At 63.7% G+C, this 19036-nt stretch carries 16 protein-coding genes and 1 tRNA gene; 5 read left to right on the top strand and 12 right to left on the bottom strand.

The annotated features are described in order from the left end of the window. Positions 1-63: 63 nt before the first annotated feature. Both trxC and JG739_RS23275 read right to left on the bottom strand, forming a co-directional pair. Positions 64-510 carry a thioredoxin TrxC gene (gene trxC / locus JG739_RS23280; protein ID WP_202367592.1) on the bottom strand — a complete coding sequence of 149 codons (447 nt, stop codon included), beginning with the start codon at positions 508-510 and terminating at the stop codon, positions 64-66. 38 nt (positions 511-548) lie between these two features. Further along, positions 549-2111 (bottom strand): bifunctional aminoglycoside phosphotransferase/ATP-binding protein, encoded by a 1563-nt coding sequence (locus JG739_RS23275; RefSeq protein WP_202363563.1) that lies wholly within the window; start codon positions 2109-2111, stop codon positions 549-551. A 320-nt stretch (positions 2112-2431) separates the two neighbouring features. On the opposite strand from JG739_RS23275, the gene JG739_RS23270 reads away from it, so the two are divergent. Beyond that, positions 2432-3262, top strand: coding sequence for a universal stress protein (locus JG739_RS23270; protein ID WP_202363562.1), 831 nt, complete (start codon positions 2432-2434; stop codon positions 3260-3262). A 125-nt stretch (positions 3263-3387) separates the two neighbouring features. On the opposite strand, the gene JG739_RS23265 is transcribed toward JG739_RS23270, so the two are convergent. Next, positions 3388-3464 (bottom strand) — tRNA-Pro (locus JG739_RS23265). A gap of 203 nt (positions 3465-3667) precedes the next feature. On the opposite strand from JG739_RS23265, the gene JG739_RS23260 reads away from it, so the two are divergent. Then, entirely contained in the window at positions 3668-5188 is a 1521-nt protein-coding gene (locus tag JG739_RS23260) for a phosphomannomutase/phosphoglucomutase (RefSeq protein ID WP_202363561.1), read from the top strand. 28 nt (positions 5189-5216) lie between these two features. On the opposite strand, the gene betB is transcribed toward JG739_RS23260, so the two are convergent. From betB to betI, 5 genes are all read right to left on the bottom strand, one after another. Further along, positions 5217-6680, bottom strand: a complete 1464-nt coding sequence (betB, locus tag JG739_RS23255; RefSeq protein ID WP_202363560.1) for a betaine-aldehyde dehydrogenase — start codon at positions 6678-6680, stop codon at positions 5217-5219. A 157-nt stretch (positions 6681-6837) separates the two neighbouring features. Beyond that, positions 6838-8490 (bottom strand): choline dehydrogenase, encoded by a 1653-nt coding sequence (gene betA, locus JG739_RS23250; RefSeq protein ID WP_202363559.1) that lies wholly within the window; start codon positions 8488-8490, stop codon positions 6838-6840. A gap of 3 nt (positions 8491-8493) precedes the next feature. Further along, complete coding sequence (locus tag JG739_RS23245) at positions 8494-9501, bottom strand: threonine/serine dehydratase (RefSeq protein WP_202363558.1); 1008 nt, start codon at positions 9499-9501, stop codon at positions 8494-8496. Then, positions 9498-11027 carry a choline-sulfatase gene (gene betC, locus JG739_RS23240; RefSeq protein WP_202363557.1) on the bottom strand — a complete coding sequence of 510 codons (1530 nt, stop codon included), beginning with the start codon at positions 11025-11027 and terminating at the stop codon, positions 9498-9500. The genes JG739_RS23245 and betC overlap by 4 nt, the downstream gene beginning before the upstream one ends. Continuing rightward, the gene (gene betI / locus JG739_RS23235) at positions 11024-11614 is read right to left on the bottom strand and encodes a choline-binding transcriptional repressor BetI (RefSeq protein WP_202363556.1); all 591 of its coding nucleotides are present in this window, start codon (positions 11612-11614) and stop codon (positions 11024-11026) included. The genes betC and betI overlap by 4 nt, the downstream gene beginning before the upstream one ends. A 224-nt stretch (positions 11615-11838) precedes the next feature. On the opposite strand from betI, the gene JG739_RS23230 reads away from it, so the two are divergent. The 3 genes from JG739_RS23230 (at position 11839) to greA (ending at position 14749) form a co-directional block, all read left to right on the top strand. Then, positions 11839-13005 carry an acetyl-CoA acetyltransferase gene (locus JG739_RS23230; RefSeq protein WP_202363555.1) on the top strand — a complete coding sequence of 389 codons (1167 nt, stop codon included), beginning with the start codon at positions 11839-11841 and terminating at the stop codon, positions 13003-13005. A 125-nt stretch (positions 13006-13130) separates the two neighbouring features. Beyond that, complete coding sequence (locus JG739_RS23225) at positions 13131-14135, top strand: asparaginase (RefSeq protein ID WP_202363554.1); 1005 nt, start codon at positions 13131-13133, stop codon at positions 14133-14135. A 140-nt stretch (positions 14136-14275) separates the two neighbouring features. Beyond that, the gene (greA, locus tag JG739_RS23220) at positions 14276-14749 is read left to right on the top strand and encodes a transcription elongation factor GreA (protein ID WP_202363553.1); all 474 of its coding nucleotides are present in this window, start codon (positions 14276-14278) and stop codon (positions 14747-14749) included. A gap of 32 nt (positions 14750-14781) precedes the next feature. Here the strand turns inward: greA and JG739_RS23215 are convergent, their stop codons facing one another. From JG739_RS23215 to JG739_RS23200, 4 genes are all read right to left on the bottom strand, one after another. After that, positions 14782-15171, bottom strand: coding sequence for a type II toxin-antitoxin system death-on-curing family toxin (locus JG739_RS23215; protein WP_202363552.1), 390 nt, complete (start codon positions 15169-15171; stop codon positions 14782-14784). Further along, the gene (locus tag JG739_RS23210) at positions 15168-15389 is read right to left on the bottom strand and encodes an AbrB/MazE/SpoVT family DNA-binding domain-containing protein (RefSeq protein WP_202363551.1); all 222 of its coding nucleotides are present in this window, start codon (positions 15387-15389) and stop codon (positions 15168-15170) included. The genes JG739_RS23215 and JG739_RS23210 overlap by 4 nt, the downstream gene beginning before the upstream one ends. A gap of 71 nt (positions 15390-15460) precedes the next feature. Continuing rightward, positions 15461-17584 carry a methylmalonyl-CoA mutase gene (scpA, locus tag JG739_RS23205; protein WP_202363550.1) on the bottom strand — a complete coding sequence of 708 codons (2124 nt, stop codon included), beginning with the start codon at positions 17582-17584 and terminating at the stop codon, positions 15461-15463. Continuing rightward, positions 17581-19020: a methylmalonyl-CoA mutase subunit beta gene (locus JG739_RS23200; protein ID WP_202363549.1), complete on the bottom strand. Its 1440-nt coding sequence runs from the start codon at positions 19018-19020 to the stop codon at positions 17581-17583. The genes scpA and JG739_RS23200 overlap by 4 nt, the downstream gene beginning before the upstream one ends. Positions 19021-19036 lie beyond the last annotated feature (16 nt).

Below are 19036 nucleotides of genomic sequence, written 5' to 3'. Positions count from 1 at the left end.
CGGCCATCAGGTCGCCCGCCGTGCCGGGCACGGCGATCAGCGAAGTCCACGCAGTGGCGGCTTTCAGGCTGCGGCCGGCAGGTGATCGCGGACCCACCTGACGATTTGTCCCGCCGTCATTGCGCCGGATGTGCGCGCGACCTCCTGCCCTTCGTGGAAGAGGATCATGGTCGGGATGCCGCGGATACCGAGCCTGGCTGCAACGGCCTGCTCATTGTCGGAATTGAGCTTGATCAGGCGAACATGCGGCTCCAGTTCGTTGGCTGCCGCTTCATAGGCCGGCGCCATCATCTTGCACGGGCCGCACCATGGTGCCCATACATCGACGACGACGGGGAGGCTGCTTCGCGTGACCTGGTGATCGAAACTCTGTGCATCGACGTCTGCCGGGTGACCCGAGAACAGTTTTGCGCCGCACTTTCCGCATTTCGCGTCCCCGGCATCGCGTCCCGGCGGCAGGCGATTGACCCCGCCGCATTTGCCGCAAACCACCAGTTTTTCCCGTGTCATGTCCATCTGTCCATCTTTGTGCGCATCGTTCGTCGCCGTCAGGATGCGGTCTTGAGTGGAGCATCCCGCGCAGAAGCGGCCGCGTCCGAAACCTTGGCCAATTCTGCGGCAATATCGGCGAGCTTTCGATCGGCGTCGACCTTGCGCCAGGTGGACGGGGTGGCCTGTCGCTGCAATTGCCGCGACAAGATATCGACCGTGGCATCAGAAGGACCGCCCCTGCGCTCGCTCACGCGCTGCCAAAGAACGAGCGGATCCGCCTCCAGCCAGAATCCGGCGAAAGCAACGTCTCTGCTATTTGCCGCCGTCTCGATGCGCTCGCGATCGGCCGGCCTGTCAAAGACGGCATCGGCGACCACCGAACCGCCTTCGGCAAGGATCAAGTCGGCGCGCCATGCCATTTCGCTGTAGACGCGGTCCGACACCTCAGGTCGATAAGCCCTGTCCGGCAGTTTCGTCTCGGCCGGCACCCCATGCAGGGCTTTGCGGATGCGGTCGCTTTCGACAATGCGTGCGCCGGGCGGCGCGCCAACATCCGCGGCGAGTGCCTCGGCAACGGCCGTCTTGCCGGAACCACTCAACCCGCCGATGGCGATCAGCCGCGGCGGCTTTTCCTGGAGAAGTGTTCGGGCAAGCTCGAAATAGGATCTGGCCTCGGCAACCAGGCCGCCGGAATCGTCACCGGCTTCCTCGACCTGGGTTGCGGTGACATGCGCGCGCACCGCGGCCCGCACTGCCATGAAAAACGGCAGGAGGATGAAGCCGTCCTCGTCGTCTGCTTTGTCGAGGTAGCGGTTCATCACCAGGTTGGCGAGTTCCGGAAAGCCGCGATGCCAGAGGTCCATCAGCAGGAAGGCCAGGTCGTAAAGCACATCGATGCTGGCGATCTGGTCATTGAATTCGATGCAATCGAAGAGGCGGGGCTCTCCGTCGAAGAGACAGATGTTGCGCAGATGCAGGTCGCCATGGCATCGCCGGATCTTGCCTGCCGTCTCCCGCCGGTCGAGCAGTTCGCAATGACGGGCGAGGGCGGTGCGGAAACCCCCGGTGAATGCCTCGATCTCGGCTTGCTCGAAAACATGGCTGGTGGCAAAGCCGGCTTCGTTGATGGCGAGCACGCCTGCCAGGTTCGAGGATCCGCTGCCCCTGTGGATCTCCGGCGCGCCGCGATGATAGCGCACTATCATGCGCGCGACATCCGTCATCAGCGCAGGCGTCAGTTCGCCACCGACTGCCATTCGGTCGAGCAGCTTCGACTGATCGAAGCGGACCATCTCGATCGCCGCATCGACCAGTTCGCCGCTTCCGTCGAAGGCCAGCTCGCCGCCGGCCTCTCGGGTGATGCGCCGCACCCCTAGATAGAGGCCGGGGGCAGTCCTGGAGTTGAGCTCGACCTCCTTTTCGCAAGCGGCGAGCCGCAGCGCCGGGGTCGAGAAGTCGACATAGGGCAGCCTGACCGCTCGCTTGATCTTGTAGGCGCGCTGGCCAACGAGGAAGATACGCGAGATATGGGTTTCGATCGCCTCGACCGGTCCGCTCTCGCCATATGCTGCAGGGTTCATCAACATCGCGGCCACGGATTGCTGATCCTCGACGATCATCGGACGCCTCTCTGTTCGTACCTGTGGAAGCCAGCGACGAGGTCGCTGAAATTCCGCGCCATCGGGCCCTTGCTGCCGCAGCGTCTGGATATAACCAGCCAGGCCACGGATGCGTTCCGTGATGCTGCTGCCCCGGCGTTCAGGCGATATTTCTCGGCGTCCTCCGGCGGCCTGAAACCTGTTGCGTCGGCCTGTGGGCATGTTGATACGGATCAAATGATGACCGGTGGCGTTCTTGACTCAGCGCTAGCAGCGCGCCGAGCCGTCTCGCTATTGTTGAGCGACGATAGGGCTTTGATGCAGAACCGGGAGCAGCCACCATGGCTTTCAGGACGATACTCACCGTTACGGGACCGAACACCGGAGACGGTGATCTCAATCTCGCCGCCGACCTGTGCAACGAAATCGGCGCCCATCTTGCCGTTCTGGTCGTTGCCATTGCTGCGCCGCCGCCAGTCGGAGAGTATGCCGCGGTCGTCTCAGGAGCCTGGCTCGAAAAGCGTCAGGCCGACGAGAATCTGTTGAAGAAGCGAACTGCTGACCTGTCGGCTTTTCTCGCCGGCAGGGCGCCTTCGGCCGATGTCTGCAGCGACCATCCGGAAGCCGGCTGGGTCGACGAAACCATCGGCCGCCGTGCCCGCTACGCCGACATTACGGTTATTGGACCGGAGCTGCTTGCCAACGAAACGCTGAAAAGCAAAGCGATCGAAGGCGTGTTGTTTTCTTCGGGAAAGCCTTTGCTGCTCATCCCCGAGGGGTCGCGGCCGACCCTGAAGCCGAAACGCGTGCTGATTGCCTGGGACGCCGGTCTGGAGGCATCGCGAGCCGTCCGCGAATCCGTCGATATGCTGCCAGGCTCCGATGAGGTGCACCTTGTCATGGTCGATCCGGTGGAGGACGACCACGGGGCCGAACCCGGAGCCGACGCCGCCGCCTATCTCGCGCGGCATGGCGTGAATGTCACGGTCGACCGGCTGCCCAGCCTGGACCGTTCAGTCGTCGAGGTGCTTCGTCGGCACGCGCTCGACATCGCCGCCGACCTGATGGTGATGGGCGCCTATGGTCATTCCCGGTTGCGTGAGCGCATCTTCGGCGGCGTCACCATCTCGATGCTTGACGACCCGTCGATGCCGATCCTTATGGCGCATTAACCGCGGCCGATACGGCATGGAGGTCACGCCCGAAATCCGCGCAAAAGATTGGGCTTGCCAGTGAGTTTCGGGCGGGGTTTCGGGCGGGAGGTGATTTTCGGGAAATGCTAAGTGCTTGTTTTTTCTGGTCGGAGTGGCAGGATTTGAACCTGCGACCCCATCGTCCCGAACGATGTGCGCTACCAGGCTGCGCTACACTCCGTGACCAGACCGCGGGCTTATAGCCGCCGTACTTCGTTCCTGCAAGCGCCAATGGCAGCGCTTCTGTCGCATTTCTTGCCGTTTCGCCTTAACGTCATACAGGTTTCAGTTCCCTGCGGGATAAACACCGCTTAACGGCTCGTGCTATAGGCGTGGCCACCTGCGTTGAAACCAGTCTGAATCCAGCCGTTTGGAGTTGCTGTCTTGTCCCTGAAGATTGTTAGCGAAGCCCTTCCCAACACTTTCGAGTTTGAAACCTCGGCGCTGATCAAGGCGTCCGGCTTTCGTGAGTATGATGCGCGCTGGTGGTTCGGCCATCCGGGCTCTGCCGAGCCGCCGGAGCTCAACCTGATCGGTGTCCAGGCGCTCGGCATGGGGCTCGGCACGCTGATCCGGCGTTTGGGCGCCGGGCCGGACATCGTGACCGGGCATGATTTCCGTTCCTATTCGCTGGCGATCAAGCTGGCGCTGGTTTCCGGGCTGATGGCCGCCGGCGCGCGGGTTAGGGATATCGGGCTGGCGCTGTCGCCGATGGCCTATTTCGCCCAGTTCGCGCTCGACACGCCGTCCGTCGCCATGGTCACCGCTTCGCACAACGAGAATGGCTGGAGCGGCGTCAAGATGGGGGCGGCGCGCCCCTTGACCTTCGGTCCGGAGGAAATGAGCGCATTGAAGGCGATCGTGCTTGCCGGCGACTTCGACCTTGTCGGCGGCGGCTCCTATGACTTCGTTGCGGATTTCCGCAAGACCTATCTGGACGACCTGACCCGCGACAAACGCATATCGAGAAAGCTCAAGGTGGTCGCCGCCTGCGGCAACGGCACCGCCGGCGCCTTTGCACCTGAAGCGCTGGAGCGGATCGGCTGCGAGGTGACCCCGCTCGATGTCGAGCTCGATCATAGGTTTCCGAACTACAATCCCAATCCCGAAGACATGAAGATGCTGCACGCGATCCGCGACAAGGTGCTGGAAACAGGCGCCGATGTCGGGCTCGGCTTCGACGGCGATGGCGACCGCTGCGGCGTGGTCGACAACGAAGGCAACGAGATCTTCGCCGACAAGGTCGGCGTCATGCTCGCGCGGGATATTTCCCGTCTCCATCCCGGCTCGACCTTCGTCGTCGACGTCAAGTCGACCGGATTGTTCAACACCGACGCCGCCCTGCGCGCCGATGGCGCTGTCACCGATTATTGGAAGACCGGCCACTCCTACATAAAACGGCGCGTGGCCGAGCTTGGCGCCATCGCCGGTTTCGAGAAATCCGGTCATTTCTTCTTCAACCCGCCGATCGGGCGTGGCTATGATGATGGTCTGATCACAGCCATCGCCATCTGCGAGATGCTGGACCGCAGCCCCAAAAGCAGCATGGCCGATCTCTATCGCGACCTGCCGCTGACCTTCGGCACGCCGACCATGTCGCCGCACTGCGCCGACGAACTGAAATATGGCGTGGTCGAGCGGGTCGTTTCCGACTTTCAGGCCATGAAGCATGACGGCGCCATCTTCGCCGGCCAGAAGATCGCCGAGCTGATCACCGTCAATGGCGTTCGCGTCGTTGCCGAGGACGGCACCTGGGGCCTGGTGCGGGCGTCATCGAACAAGCCGGAGCTTGTCGTCGTGGTGGAGAGCCCGGTGTCGCCGGAGCGGCGCCGGCAGATGTTCGAAGCCGTCGATGCAGTGCTGCGCCGCAGCCCTGAGGTCGGCGCCTACAACCAGACGTTCTAAAGTCTCCGGACGGCGGCGCCGATGAGCCTCAATAGGGGCTCGCGACGTCGCCGGTCTCGACATAGACCGACTTCAACTGCGAATAGAGTGCCAACGCAGCAAGCGAGTTTTCTCGTCCGATGCCGGATTGCTTGAAGCCGCCGAAGGGAATTTCGACGGGCGTCAGGTTGTAGGCGTTGATCCAGCAGGTGCCGGCCTGCAGCTCGGCGATGACGCGGTGGGCGCGCGGCAGGTCGCGCGTGAACACGCCGGCGGCAAGGCCGAATTCGGTATCGTTGGCGCGGTCGATCACCTCGTCCTCGCCGTCGAATTTCAGCACGCTCATGACAGGCCCGAAAATCTCCTCGCGCGCGATGCGCATGGTGTCGGTGACATGGGTGAAGACAGTCGGCTCGATGAAGAAACCGCCCTGGAAACCTTGCAGCGAAGGCACATTGCCGCCGCAGGCGAGGACAGCGCCATCCTGCTTGCCGGCCTCGATATAGAGGATGACCTTTTCGTGCTGGGCCTTGGAGACCAAAGGTCCCATCTGCGTTTCCTGGTCGAGCGGATCGCCGATACGGATTTTTTTGGTCCGCTCGACCAGCCGTTCGACGAAACGGTCGTGGATGCCCTTTTGAACGAACACCCGCGTGCCGTTGGAGCAGATCTGGCCGGTCGAATAGAAATTGCCGAGCATGGCGCCGCCGATGGCGTTTTCGAGGTCGGCATCGTCGAAGACGATCAGCGGCGACTTGCCGCCAAGCTCCATGGTGGCATGCTTCATCTTCGAGCCGGCGAGCGACAGCACCTTGCGGCCGGTCGGCACCGAGCCGGTTACCGAGACCTTGGCCACGACATCGTGGCCGACGAGGGCGGCGCCGACATCGCCATAGCCTTGCACGACGTTGAACAGCCCGTCGGGGAGGCCGGCCTCGGTGTAGATTTCGGCCAGCGCCAGCGCCGACAGCGGCGTATTCTCCGACGGCTTGAACACCATGGCGTTGCCCATGGCGAGTGCCGGCGCCGATTTCCAGCCGGCGATCTGGATCGGGTAGTTCCAGGCGCCGATGCCGACGCAGACGCCCAGCGCCTCGCGCCTTGTATAGGCAAAGGGGCCGCCGAGATCGACGGACTCGCCATTAAAGGCTGCGACCACGCCGCCGAAATATTCGAGGCAGTCGGCTGCCGACGGCGCATCCGCCACCAGCGTCTCCTGGATCGCCTTGCCGGTATCCAGCGTCTCGATGCGCGCCAGGTCGGCGTTGCGCGCGCGCAATATGTCGGCGGCGCGGCGCAGGATGCGGCCGCGCTCGACCGGCTTCAGCCGCGCCCAGGCCGGTTGTGCTGCACGCGCTGCTTCGATCGCCAGTTCCAGCACGTTCGGCGTCGCCGAACGCAGCATCGCGATGGTCTCGCCGGTCGCCGGATAGATGACCGGCAGCGGCGCACCTTGCTCATCGTCGATGTAGCGGCCGTTGACATAGTGCGATGCCTTGGGCTGGGCGCGCATGGGAGCTTCTCCAAACTGTCTTTCGCCGGGACCGGCGGGCGGACACCACCGGTGCATGGCTTATCGCATCGGCCCGAAAATCGGAATCGATTTTCGGAAAGCACGATGCGAGGACTAAAAAAGCGATAGAGCGCTTCCGAAATGGACGCACGTTGCTCTATCGATCCGACACCTGCCAGCGCGGATTGATCCATGGTTCCTGGTTGGACGGCGCCAGCGGCGTGCGGCCGAGAATGTGGTCGGCGGCCTTTTCGCCGGTCATGATCGACGGCGCGTTCAGATTGCCGTTGGTGACGCGCGGGAAGATCGAGGAATCGGCGATCCGCAGCCCGTCGACGCCGATGACACGGCATTGCGGATCGACGACGCTCATCGGATCATCCTTGCGGCCCATCTTGCAGGTGCCGCAAGGATGATAGGCGCTTTCGGCGTGATCCCTGATGAAGGCGTCGAGATCGTCGTCCGACTGCACCTGCGCGCCCGGCGAGATTTCCTTGCCGCGATAAGGGTCGAACGCCGACTGGCCGAAGATCTCGCGCGTCAGCCGGATGCAGTGGCGGAACTCGATCCAGTCGTCCGGATGCGACATGTAGTTGAAGCGGATTACCGGCTTCGACCTGGGATCCGGCGAGCGCAGCGTGACGGAGCCGCGCGACTTCGATCGCATCGGCCCGACATGCGCCTGGAAACCATGTGCCTTCGCCGCCGCCCTGCCGTCATAGCGGACCGCCGCCGGGATGAAATGATACTGGATGTCGGGATAGTCGATGCCGGCGCGCGAACGCACGAAGGCGGCCGCCTCGAAATGGTTGGTTGCGCCGAGGCCCGACTTGAAGAACAGCCATTGCGCGCCGATCAGCGCCTTGGAGAACGGGTTCAGCACCGAATTCAGCGTGATCGGCTGTGTCGATTCCTGCTGGATATAGAGCTCCATATGGTCCTGCAGGTTGCGGCCGACGCCGGGCCGGTCGGCGATCACCGGAATGCCATGCTCCTTCAGATGTTCGGCCGGGCCGATGCCGGACAGCATCAGGATCTTGGGCGAATTGATCGAGGAGGCGGCAACGATCACTTCACGTCGCGCCCTGATCACCTGAATCCGTCTGCGCACTTCGATCTCGACACCGGCGGCGCGTTGATTCTCGATGATCACCCGTCGGGCGAAACCCTTGATCAGGCTAACATTTTTCCGCCTGAGCGCCGGCCTGAGATAGGCGCTCGCCGCCGACCAGCGGCGGCCGCCGCGAATGGTCTGCTCCATCGGCCCAAAGCCTTCCTGCTTCGCGCCGTTGTAGTCGTCGGTCAGCTCGAAGCCGGCCTGACGGCCTGCCTCGACGAAGGCGCCGTAGAGTGGATTGGTCCTTGATCCGCGCTGCACGGTCAGCGGGCCGCCGTGGCCGCGCCAGCCATTCTCGCCGCCATTGGCGTCCTCCATGCGCTTGAAGTAGGGGAGCACGTCGGCAAACCCCCAGCCAGCCGCGCCCTGTTCGGCCCAATGGTCGAAATCGCGGGCGTGGCCGCGGACATAGACCATGCCGTTGATCGAGGACGAGCCGCCGATGACCTTGCCGCGCGGCGTCGCCAGCACGCGGCCGCCGAGATGCGGCTCCGGCTCGCTGGCAAAGCCCCAGTCGTAGAGGCTCATATTGAGCGGGATCGACAGCGCCGACGGCATCTGGATCAGCGGCCCGATGTCGCTGCCGCCAAATTCGATGACGATCACCGAATATTTGCCATCCTCAGACAGCCGGTAGGCGAGGGCCGAGCCGGCCGAGCCGGCACCGATGATGACGAAATCCGCTTCAAGCATGGTTCATATGCGCCCATCGTTCATATGCGTCATGAAATCGGTGAGCGAGACATTGCCGCCGGTTGCCACCACGAGCACGGTCTTGCCGCTCACATCGATCTTGCAGCCGAGCAGCGCCGCCAGTGATGCAGCGCCCGACGGTTCCAGCACCAGCTTCAACCGTTCGAAGGCGATGCGCATCGCGCCGCGCACCGATTGATCGTCGACGGTGATGCCGCGAACGCCCGCGGTCCTGACCGCCGCGAATGGCGCGTCGCCGGGCCTGCGCGCCATCAGCCCGTCGCATATCGTTTTCGGCCCGATCGGCATGGTTTCGATGACGCCAAGCGCCAGCGACGCGCCCATGCCGTTGAAACCTTCCGGCTCGACGGCAATGATCTCGGTCGCCGGCGACAGGTAGTGGAAAGCCAGCGAAACGCCGCCGATCAGCCCGCCGCCGCCGACTGAACAGAACAGCAGATCGACACTGGCATCCCTGGCATCGAGTTGCTCGAGTGCCTCCAGCCCGACACCAGCCTGGCCGGCGACGATCTCGGGGTCGTCGAACGGATGCAGCAGCGCCAGCCCCTCGGTCTCGGCGATCTCGCGCGCCGCGGCCGCGGCAACCTCCTCACGCGCGCGCTCGCCATGGTCGGTCAGCACCACGCGCGCGCCATAGCCGGTCGTTGCGTCGCGCTTGGCGGCCGGCGCGTCGATCGGCATGACGATGGTCACCGGAATGCCCAGCGCCTGGCCGGCGGCGGCCAGCCCTTGCGCGAAATTGCCGGAGGAATAGGCGACAACGCCCTTCCGGGCTTCATCGGACGGAAGCCGCTTCAGCCGCCAATAGGCGCCGCGCACCTTGAAGGAACCAGCCCATTGCAGCGACTCCGGCTTGACGAAGACGCGCGCGGCGCCGGTCTCCCTGGCCAGGGCCGCCGACTCCAGCAGCGGCGTGATCTGCGTCGCCTTGGCGGTGACGGCATAGGCCTGTTTGAGGTGATCGAGGGAGGGGACAAGGGTTGTCATCATTCGCCTCGCGGAAAGCGCTTCTGCTCTTCGAGCAGGTCGAGGTTCATGTGGTTGCGCATGTAACGCTCCGAGGCCTTCTGCAGCGGCTGGAATTCCCAGGGGTAATGCGTGCCGTTGCGCAGCGCCGGATAGACCACCCAGCGGCGCGCCTGGCTGGCGCGTACGGCGGCATCGAAGGCAGCCATGTCCCAGCGCGCCCGGACCTTGTCGGTGAAAGAAGCCACCAAAGCCGCGTGCGCCGGGTCGGCGGCGAGGTTGGTCAATTCCCGCGGATCCGATTCAAGATCAAACAGTTGCGGCGGATCGATCTCGCAATGGATGAATTTGTAACGGCCCTTGCGGATCGCCACCACCGGCGCGTTGGAGCCTTCGGCCGCATACTCCATCAGCACCGGTGCGGTGCGTTCCTTGCCGTCGAGCAGCGGCAGCAGCGACTGCCCGTCGGTCCATGGCGCAATCGCGCTCATGTCGATGCCGGCGAGGTGGCAAAGCGTCGGCGCGACGTCGAGATTGGAGACCGGTGCATCGATCAGGATGGTCGAAATGTCTTTTCCGGCGATCATCAGCGGCACCCGCGCCGAGCCTTCGAAGAAGCACATCTTGAACCAAAGGCCGCGCTCGCCGAGCATGTCGCCGTGATCCGAGCAGAACAGGATGATCGTGTCGTCGAGCATCCGCGTGCGCTCGAGCACCGACAGCAATTCGCCGACCTTGTCGTCGAGATAGGAGATGCTGGCGAAATAGCCGCGCCGCGCGCGGCGGATCTGCTCGCCGGTGATGTCGAAACTGTCATAGTCGCTGGCGCGGTAAAGCCGCTGCGAATGCGGATCCTGTTCGTCGTAGGGGACGAAGCCCACTTCCGGCTCGAGCGCCGGGCAGTTCTCGTAGAGATCCCAATAGCGCCGCCGGGCGACATAGGGGTCGTGCGGATGGGTGAAGGAGACGGTCAGGCACCACGGCCGGCGCGCGGCATCGTCCGAGACGCGGGCGAAATCATAAAGCTTCTGCACCGCGTGAAAAGCGACTTCGTCGTCATATTCCATCTGGTTGGTGATCTCGGCGACGCCGGCGCCGGCTACCGAGCCGAGATTGTGATACCACCAGTCGATCCGCTCGCCGGGCTTGCGATAATCCGGCGTCCAGCCGAAATCGGCCGGATAGATGTCGGTGGTCAGCCGTTCCTCGAAGCCATGCAACTGATCCGGCCCGACGAAATGCATCTTGCCGGACAGGCAGGTGTGGTAGCCGGCGGCGCGCAGATGGTGCGCATAGGTCGGAATCGAAGAGGCAAATTCGGCGGCATTGTCATAGACCTCGGTGCGCGAAGGCAACTGGCCGCTCATGAACGCGGCCCGGCCAGGCGCGCAGAGCGGCGAGGCGGTGTAGTTGTTGTTGAAGCGTGCCGAACGAGCCGCCAGTGCCTTCAGATGCGGCGCATGCAGGAAGTCCGCCGGCCCATCCGGGAACAATGTGCCATTGAGCTGATCGACCATGACGATCAGGAAATTCGGTCGCTTGGACGTCACTGCGCGCTCCGCCGGCTGAGTTTCGTTTCGAGATAGTCCTCGATCAGCGCGATCGCGGTCGCGGCATTGGGCACGCCGTCCTTCAGCGCGCGCCTGATGTAGAGGCCGTCGATCAGCGCCGCTGTCGCCTCGGCGACGCGGTCGGCTTCGCTTCGCGGCAGGATGCCGGTCAGCCCGCTCAACAGATTGGAATGCAGGCGGCGCGCATAGACCTTGAGCAGTCGGCGCAGCGCTGGCGATTTCTGCGCCTCGACATAGAAGGCGAGCCAGGCGGCTATCGTTTCCGGCTGGAACTGAGCGTCGGAGAAATTGACCGCGACCACGGCCGAAACGCGCTGGCGTGCCGTGCTGGCCGATCGAAGCGCGCGTCGCATGTCGGCGGTCAGCTCGGCCAGGATATGCCGCATCGTCGCCAGCAAAAGTTCGTCCTTGGCGCCGAAATAGTGATGGGCGAGCGCCGAGGACACGCCGGCGCGCCCGGCGATTTCCGACATCGTCACATCAAGCGAACCGCGCTCGCCGATCGCCGAGATCGTCGCGTCGATGAGCGCCCTGCGGCGCAGCGGCTCCATTCCGATTTTCGGCATCTTTGCTCCGGTCCGTTGCGGCAAGATTATTTTTTATTGACGGATCAATCAATAAAAATCCGACGCGATTTGGTGGCAAAAGTCAGCCGCCGTGACCAGATAACGAGATCAAGCGATTGTGTGGTGCTGGCCCCTTCACGAAGACGCTGGAACGGTTCATTCTTGAACAATGTCGATAGCGCGCCGCGACATCGCGTAGCCCGGCCCGCAGGATGGAGGAAATCATGACCGCATGCATCGTCGGCTGGGCGCATTCGCGCTTCGGCAAGCTCGAAGGCGAGACGCTGGAGGGCCTGATCACCAAGGTGGCCAGCGAGGCGCTCGATCATGCCGGCATCGGTCCGGACGAGGTCGACGAGATCGTGCTCGGCCACTTCAATGCCGGCTTTTCCGCACAGGATTTCACCGCAAGCCTGGTCCTGCAGGCCGACGACCGGCTGCGCTTCAAGCCGGCGACGCGCGTCGAGAACGCCTGCGCTACCGGCTCGGCGGCGGTCAGGCAAGGCATCCGCGCCATCGACGCCAATGCGGCGCGCATCGTGCTGGTGGTCGGCGCCGAGCAGATGACGACGACATCAGGTCCGGAAATCGGCAGGAATCTTCTCAAGGCCTCGTATCTGCCCGAGGAGGGCGACACGCCGGCAGGCTTCGCCGGCGTTTTCGGCCAGATCGCGCAAGCCTACTTCCAACGCTATGGCGACCAGTCGGACGCGCTGGCGATGATCGCCGCCAAGAACCACAGGAACGGCGTCGACAATCCCTACGCGCAGATGCGCAAGGATTTCGGCTATGAGTTCTGCCGGCACGAGAGCGAGAAGAACCCCTTCGTCGCCGGTCCCCTGAAGCGCACCGACTGCTCGCTGGTCTCGGACGGCGCCGCCGCCCTCGTGCTCGCCGACACCGCGACGGCATTGAAGATGCGCCGTGCCGTCGCTTTCCGCGCCAACGAGCATGTGCAGGATTTCCTGCCGATGTCGAAGCGTGACATCCTGGCATTCGAGGGTTGCGAGCAGGCCTGGAACCAGGCGCTGAACAAGGCCGGTGTGACCCTCGACGATCTGTCCTTCGTCGAGACGCATGACTGCTTCACGATCGCCGAACTGATCGAATATGAGGCGATGGGCCTGGCGAGACCGGGCGAGGGCGCAAAACTGGCGCTGGACGGCGAGACGGCGAAGGACGGCCGGCTGCCGGTCAATCCGTCAGGCGGGCTGAAGGCCAAGGGTCATCCAATCGGCGCCACCGGCGTTTCTATGCATGTGCTGAGCGCCATGCAGCTCGTCGGCGAGGCCGGCGGCATCCAGGTGCCGGGCGCCAAGCTCGGCGGCATCTTCAATATGGGCGGTGCCGCGGTCGCCAACTACGTTTCCATTCTCGATCGGATCAGATAAAAGCGGCCCGCATTACAGCGTCGCGCGCCCTTCCGGGCGCGCAAAGGACGCTGTAACACTTTGATTTTACGCATGACCTCGAAAATCGGATTCGATTTTCGAGGTCATGCGTTAGCGGGGAAATCATGACAAATCCGGTTCTGGTCGAAGTTTTGCGCGGCGCCGTGGTCGAGAGCGCGCATCGTGGCGCCATTGCGGTTTTCGATGCCGATGGCAAGCCGTTCCTGGAAATCGGCGATACGGCTCGCCCGGTGTTTCCGCGCTCGGCGGTCAAGGCGATCCAGGCTCTGCCGCTGGTCGAAAGCGGCGCGGCCGATGCGTACGGTTTCGGCGACCGCGAACTGGCGCTGGCCTGCGCTTCACATTCCGGCGAGGCGGCGCATGTCGAACTGGCGCGGGCGATGCTGGCCAAGGCCGGGCTGGACCTGGCGGCGCTGGAATGCGGCGCGCATTGGCCGTCGAGCCATGACGCGACCGTTGCGCTGGCCAGCACCGGCAATTTGCCAAACGCGCTGCACAACAATTGTTCTGGCAAGCATGCGGGCTTCCTCTGCACCTGCGTCCACGCCGGCGTCGCCCATCGCGGCTATGTGAAATCAGGCCATGCCTCGCAGGAGATGGTGCGCGATGCAATGCAAGCGGTGACCGGTGCTGCCCATGATGTCGATCATTGCGGCACCGACGGCTGCTCGATCCCGACCTATGCCGTGCCGCTGCGCAGCTTCGCGCTCGGCTTTGCCCGCATGGCCACAGGTATCGGCTTTGAACCCATTCGCGCCAAGGCCGCAAAGCGGCTCATTTCCGCCTGCATGGCTGAGCCCTTTCTGGTCGCCGGCACGGGCCGGGCTGATGTTGCGCTGATGGAGACCGCACCCGGGCGGATTTTTGTGAAGGGAGGAGCCGAAGGCGTCTATTGCGCGGCACTTCCCGAGCTAGGCCTTGGCATTGCGCTGAAATGCGACGATGGCGCCGGCCGCGCGGCGGAAGTCATGGTCGCCGCATGCATCGCCAGGCTCCTGCGTGACGAAAAGGCGCTGGCGGCGAAACTGATCGAACAGGCACATCCGCCCGTCAAAAGCCGGATCGGCGCCAAGGTCGGTGCTGTCAGGCCCACGGCCGCACTGAACTAGAACCGGCATTCAGCTCATATGATTGCGCCCGATGGTCTGATTTGGCCGTCGCGCCGCAGGAATCGTGCCAGACCGAATCGGCAGATCCGGTTTGCCGGCAATAGCTTGTGGAGTCGCCGCGCGAGGCATAAGCTCGACTGATGAGCAGAGCCTTCACGCGCGAAGAGGATAGCGAAAACGCCATCGCCGGCATCGGCGAGCGGCCGATCAGCCACCACCGCAATCTGGTGACGCAACGCGGCCTGGCGCTGATCGACGCCGAACTGGCGGCCCTGCGCGATGATCTGGGCAGAGCGGAGAAGAGGGCCGACCGCGAGCGCATCGCGCTTATCTCGCGCGACCTGCGCTACTGGACCGCACGGCGTGAAAGCGCCGAGCTTTCGGTGCCGGAACCGGGCAGCGACCTGGTTCGCTTCGGCATGGGCGTCACGCTGGAAGGCGAAGACGGCAGGAAAGTACACTGGAAGATCGTCGGCGAGGATGAGGCCGATCCGGCCAAGGGGACGATTTCCCATGTTTCACCGATGGCCCTGGCCCTGTTCGGCAAGAAGGTCGGCGAGATTGCCGTGGTCAATGGCAGGGAATGGGAGATTGTGAAGCTCTCCGACAACTAATGCATGTCGCGCAAATTCAAAAGCGAAGGGCTTCAGGCCTTCATGTTAATGACATGGTCGCGGAAGAACGCCGCAGCACCAGCCTCGCCGATCTCGCCGGCGGCAACCCCCATGACGAACTCATAGATCGTGCCGTTGTCGGCCGTCAGCACATAGCCGTTGACAATCAGGAACGCGCCGGCGGCGACGATGGCCGTGCGCTTGTTGCCGTCGACAAAGGCGTGATTTCTGGCGATGCCGAAGATATAGGCGGCGGCCAGATCCTCGATCGATGGATCACCATAGTTCGCCTTGTTCTCGGCTCGGGCGAGCGCCGATTCGAGGGCATTCTCATCCCTCAAACCGTGCGCTCCGCCGTGCCGACGCAACTGCTCGGCGTGCATCGCTTCGACCGCACGCCGGCTCAGGAACTCCCAGCTCATTCGGCGAGCTTCTGAAGCGCCACTTTGTATTTGTCCATGACTTGGCGAGCAGCTTCCATCTGCCGCTCGAAGCTGTCGTCCACTGGCCGAAGGGCGATGCCCTTGCTCGTTTCGACGATCTCAAGCTGATCGCCGGCCTTCAGATGTAGGTGATCGAGAATTTCCTTGGGCAGGATCACGCCTTCGGAATTGCCGATTTTGCGAATGGTCGTGTTCATGGATTCAGCCTTTGTTGCAACGCGAATTATAACTTACGTTGTCGGTCGTTGCAACATGAATTATAACAAGTTCAGCCGGCCTGCAGCAACCGGTCGATCAGCCGTTCCGCCGCCTCCGGGATGACCGTGCCCGGCGGGAAGATTTCCACAGCACCCGCCTGCCGTACCGCCTCGTAATCCTGCGGCGGGATGACGCCGCCGGCGACGATCAGCATATCGTCGCGGCCAAGCTTCTTCAGCGCGTCCCTGAGTTCGGGAATGAGCGTCAAATGGCCCGCTGCCAGTGACGAGGCGCCGATGATGTGCACGTCGTGCTCGACGCCAAGCCTGGCGATCTCTTCCGGCGTCTGGAACATCGGCCCGACGGTGACGTCGAAGCCGAGATCGGCAAAGGCAGTGGCGATCACCTTCTGGCCGCGATCGTGGCCGTCCTGTCCCATTTTGGCGACGAGAATGCGTGGCTTGCCGCCGGACTTCTCCTCGAATGCGACGATCTTGTCCTGCAGCCGGTCGATCACCGGATTGTCGCCGAGCGCCTTGCGATAGACTCCGGAGATCGTCTGGACCGAGGCGACATGGCGGCCGAAGACCTTTTCCAGCGCCAGCGAAATCTCGCCGACCGTCGCATTGGCGCGTGCGGCGCGAATGGCGAACTCCAGCAGATTTTCGCCGCTCTCGGCAGCCCGGCTCAGCGCACTTAGTGCGCTCTCGACGGCGCCAACGTCGCGCGTGCCTTTTAGCCGCTGCAGTTTCGACAATTGCCGGGCTCTGACTTCGGCGTTGTCGATCTTCAGCACGTCGACTTTGATATCCGTCTCGGGACGATGGGCGTTGACGCCGACCAGGATCTGCTCGCCGGAATCGATCCGCGCCTGCGTGCGCGCGGCGGCCTCTTCGATGCGCAGCTTCGGGATGTTTTTTTCAGTTGCGGCGGCCATGCCGCCCAGGCTCTCGACCTCCTCGATATGGGCAAGCGCGCGCGCCGCCAGATCATGCGTCAGCCGTTCGAGATAGGCAGAGCCGCCCCACGGGTCGATGATGCGGGTGGTGCCGGATTCCTTTTGCAGGATGAGCTGCGTGTTGCGGGCGATGCGGGCCGAATGGTCGGTCGGCAGCGCCATCGCCTCGTCGAAGGCGTTGGTGTGCAGCGATTGTGTATGACCCTGCGTCGCCGCCATCGCCTCGATCATGGTGCGGATGATGTTGTTGTAGGGGTCCTGCGCCGTCAGCGACCAGCCCGAAGTCTGGCAATGGGTGCGCAGCGACAGCGAGCGCTCGTCCTTCGGCGAAAAGTTCTTCAGCATCAGCGTCGACCACAAAAGGCGGGCTGCCCTCAGCTTGGCGACCTCCATGAAGAAGTTCATGCCGATCGCCCAGAAGAAGGAGAGGCGCGGCGCGAAACGGTCGATATCGAGACCCGCTGCGACACCGGCACGGGCATATTCGATGCCGTCGGCGATCGTGTAGGCGAGCTCGAGGTCGGCGGTCGCCCCTGCCTCCTGCATGTGATACCCGGAGATCGAAATCGAATTGAACTTCGGCATGTGCTGCGACGTGTAGGAGAAGATGTCCGACACGATCCGCATCGAAGGCTTTGGCGGATAGATGTAGGTGTTGCGCACCATGAACTCTTTCAGAATGTCGTTCTGAATGGTCCCGGCGAGGTCCTTCTGTGCAACGCCCTGTTCTTCCGCGGCCACGATGTAGAGCGCCATGATCGGCAGCACCGCGCCGTTCATCGTCATCGACACCGTCATCTGGTCAAGCGGGATGCCGTCGAAGAGCTGGCGCATGTCGAGGATGGAATCGATGGCGACGCCTGCCATGCCGACATCACCGGCAACGCGCGGATGATCGCTGTCGTAGCCGCGATGCGTGGCAAGGTCGAAAGCGACCGACAGTCCCTTCTGGCCGGCCGCCAGGTTGCGCCGGTAAAAGGCGTTCGATTCTTCGGCCGTCGAGAAGCCGGCATATTGCCGGATCGTCCAGGGCTGCTGGACATACATGGTCGGGTAGGGGCCGCGCACGAATGGCGGCATGCCCGGATAAGTGTCGAGATGCGGCAACCCCTTGAGGTCGCCCTGGTTGTACAGATGCTTGATGGCCAGTCCTTCCGCGGTCATCCGCTGGCCCTTGATCTCGATCGGCGCCCGGCGCGGCGCCGACCAGCCGATTTGGCTGAAATCCGGGATCATGATGCTGCTCCGATCGATTGATCGATTCGGATCGGGAACAGCGGCTCGCACACCGCCACGCCTTCCGTGAAGGCGGGCCGCCGCTCCGCCGCCAAGGTTTCGACCGGGCCTTCGCTCTTCGACGGGTGAAGCGTCGTGCCGATGATGGCCCGCTCGCCCGCCTGATACGCAGCATTGCGGCGGGCGGCGGCCGCCTGAACCCGTTTCTGGATGTGTCCTTGCTGCAGGCTGGACAGCACGCCGCCTTCCGCCTCGATCCGCTGGAATTCTTCCCACGCAGCTTCGCAGAGTTCGGCAGTCAGCGTTTCAACGGCGCCGGAACCGCAAACAGGGTCGGCGACATGATCGATATGGCTTTCGTTGGCCATGATCAGTTGCGTATTGCGGGCGACACGGCGGGCAAAGCCCGCCGGCAGGCCATGCGCGATCGTATGCGGCAGGATGGAGACCGAATCCGCCCCGCCGGCTGCCGCGGCAAAAGTGGCGATCGTGGCGCGCAGGATGTTCGTCTCCGGGTCCGCCGAAGTCATCATGCGGAACGACGTTTCGGCATGGACGTTGGCAGTCGAGGCGGAGATCGAGCATGCCTCCTGGACCCGCGCCCACAGCTTGCGCAGGGCCCTGACCTTGGCTATCGACACGAACTGGTCCTGGTCGACGCTCAGCGCAAAGCCGATATGGGGCGCCGCATAGACTAGCGGCTGGCGCGCCTCCTCGAACATCCGGAGATAGGAGACCGCCGAAGCCATCATGGTGCCCAGCTCCTGCGCTTCGGTGGCGCCGGCATTGTGGAAGACGCGTCCGTCTGCCTCCAGCAGGACCCCGGGCACGCCCATCGAGAAAAAGTGCGCCAGGGACTGCGGCATCGACGCCTGCAAGGCCTCGATCGACATCCGCAACCGGCCAGTTCCGGCGAAGATCGCCGCCGGGTCGATGCCGAAGGACAGGTTGAGCTTTGCCGGGTCTGACCGGCGCTTGCTCAAGAACGCAACCAGCCAGTCGGCCACGGCGCGGCTCCAGGGGTGCGCGTCGATGCGGACCTGGATGCGGTTGAGCGGCACGCCGTCAAGCACGGTCTCCAGCGCCTCGGCAGTCCTCGGCAGGCCGTAGCCGAACGCACTCGGCGCGCCTTCGAAGACAAGCGACAGTCCGGTGGCCCCCTGTGCGACGTCCTCCAGGGCCTGGGCTTTGGCGCGGCCGACATCCGGATCGTCGATACGCTGGCTGACGATCCACGGCGATCCAGGGTTTGCCCGCGCTTGAGGCTCTGCGGTGACCGAACGATCATAGAGCGGCTCGATCCGGATGCCATCGTCCGTATGGGATACGAGCTTTTCCTCGAAGGATCCGCCGGCCAGGGCTTTTTCCGCAAGGGCCAGCCACCGCTGCCGGTCAGGGTTCGGAAGTTCGGCATCGTGGTTCAAGGCACCGGCCATCCGCTCTCCTCGTCTT

This window comes from Mesorhizobium sp. L-2-11, from assembly GCF_016756595.1.
GTDB lineage: Bacteria > Pseudomonadota > Alphaproteobacteria > Rhizobiales > Rhizobiaceae > Mesorhizobium.
Note: the sequence above shows the minus strand (reverse complement) of the source record. Positions and strands in the feature narration are given on the sequence as shown.

Excerpts from the sequence above, each read along its gene's own strand:
- trxC (WP_202367592.1), bottom strand. The coding sequence starts at position 510 with ATGACACGGGAAAAACTGGTGGTTTGCGGCAAATGCGGCGGGGTCAAT.
- JG739_RS23275 (WP_202363563.1), bottom strand. The coding sequence starts at position 2,111 with ATGATCGTCGAGGATCAGCAATCCGTGGCCGCGATGTTGATGAACCCT.
- JG739_RS23270 (WP_202363562.1), top strand. The coding sequence starts at position 2,432 with ATGGCTTTCAGGACGATACTCACCGTTACGGGACCGAACACCGGAGAC.
- betB (WP_202363560.1), bottom strand. The coding sequence starts at position 6,680 with ATGCGCGCCCAGCCCAAGGCATCGCACTATGTCAACGGCCGCTACATC.
- betA (WP_202363559.1), bottom strand. The coding sequence starts at position 8,490 with ATGCTTGAAGCGGATTTCGTCATCATCGGTGCCGGCTCGGCCGGCTCG.
- JG739_RS23245 (WP_202363558.1), bottom strand. The coding sequence starts at position 9,501 with ATGATGACAACCCTTGTCCCCTCCCTCGATCACCTCAAACAGGCCTAT.
- betI (WP_202363556.1), bottom strand. The coding sequence starts at position 11,614 with ATGCCGAAAATCGGAATGGAGCCGCTGCGCCGCAGGGCGCTCATCGAC.
- JG739_RS23230 (WP_202363555.1), top strand. The coding sequence starts at position 11,839 with ATGACCGCATGCATCGTCGGCTGGGCGCATTCGCGCTTCGGCAAGCTC.
- JG739_RS23225 (WP_202363554.1), top strand. The coding sequence starts at position 13,131 with ATGACAAATCCGGTTCTGGTCGAAGTTTTGCGCGGCGCCGTGGTCGAG.
- greA (WP_202363553.1), top strand. The coding sequence starts at position 14,276 with ATGAGCAGAGCCTTCACGCGCGAAGAGGATAGCGAAAACGCCATCGCC.
- JG739_RS23215 (WP_202363552.1), bottom strand. The coding sequence starts at position 15,171 with ATGAGCTGGGAGTTCCTGAGCCGGCGTGCGGTCGAAGCGATGCACGCC.
- JG739_RS23210 (WP_202363551.1), bottom strand. The coding sequence starts at position 15,389 with ATGAACACGACCATTCGCAAAATCGGCAATTCCGAAGGCGTGATCCTG.
- scpA (WP_202363550.1), bottom strand. The coding sequence starts at position 17,584 with ATGATCCCGGATTTCAGCCAAATCGGCTGGTCGGCGCCGCGCCGGGCG.
- JG739_RS23200 (WP_202363549.1), bottom strand. The coding sequence starts at position 19,020 with ATGGCCGGTGCCTTGAACCACGATGCCGAACTTCCGAACCCTGACCGG.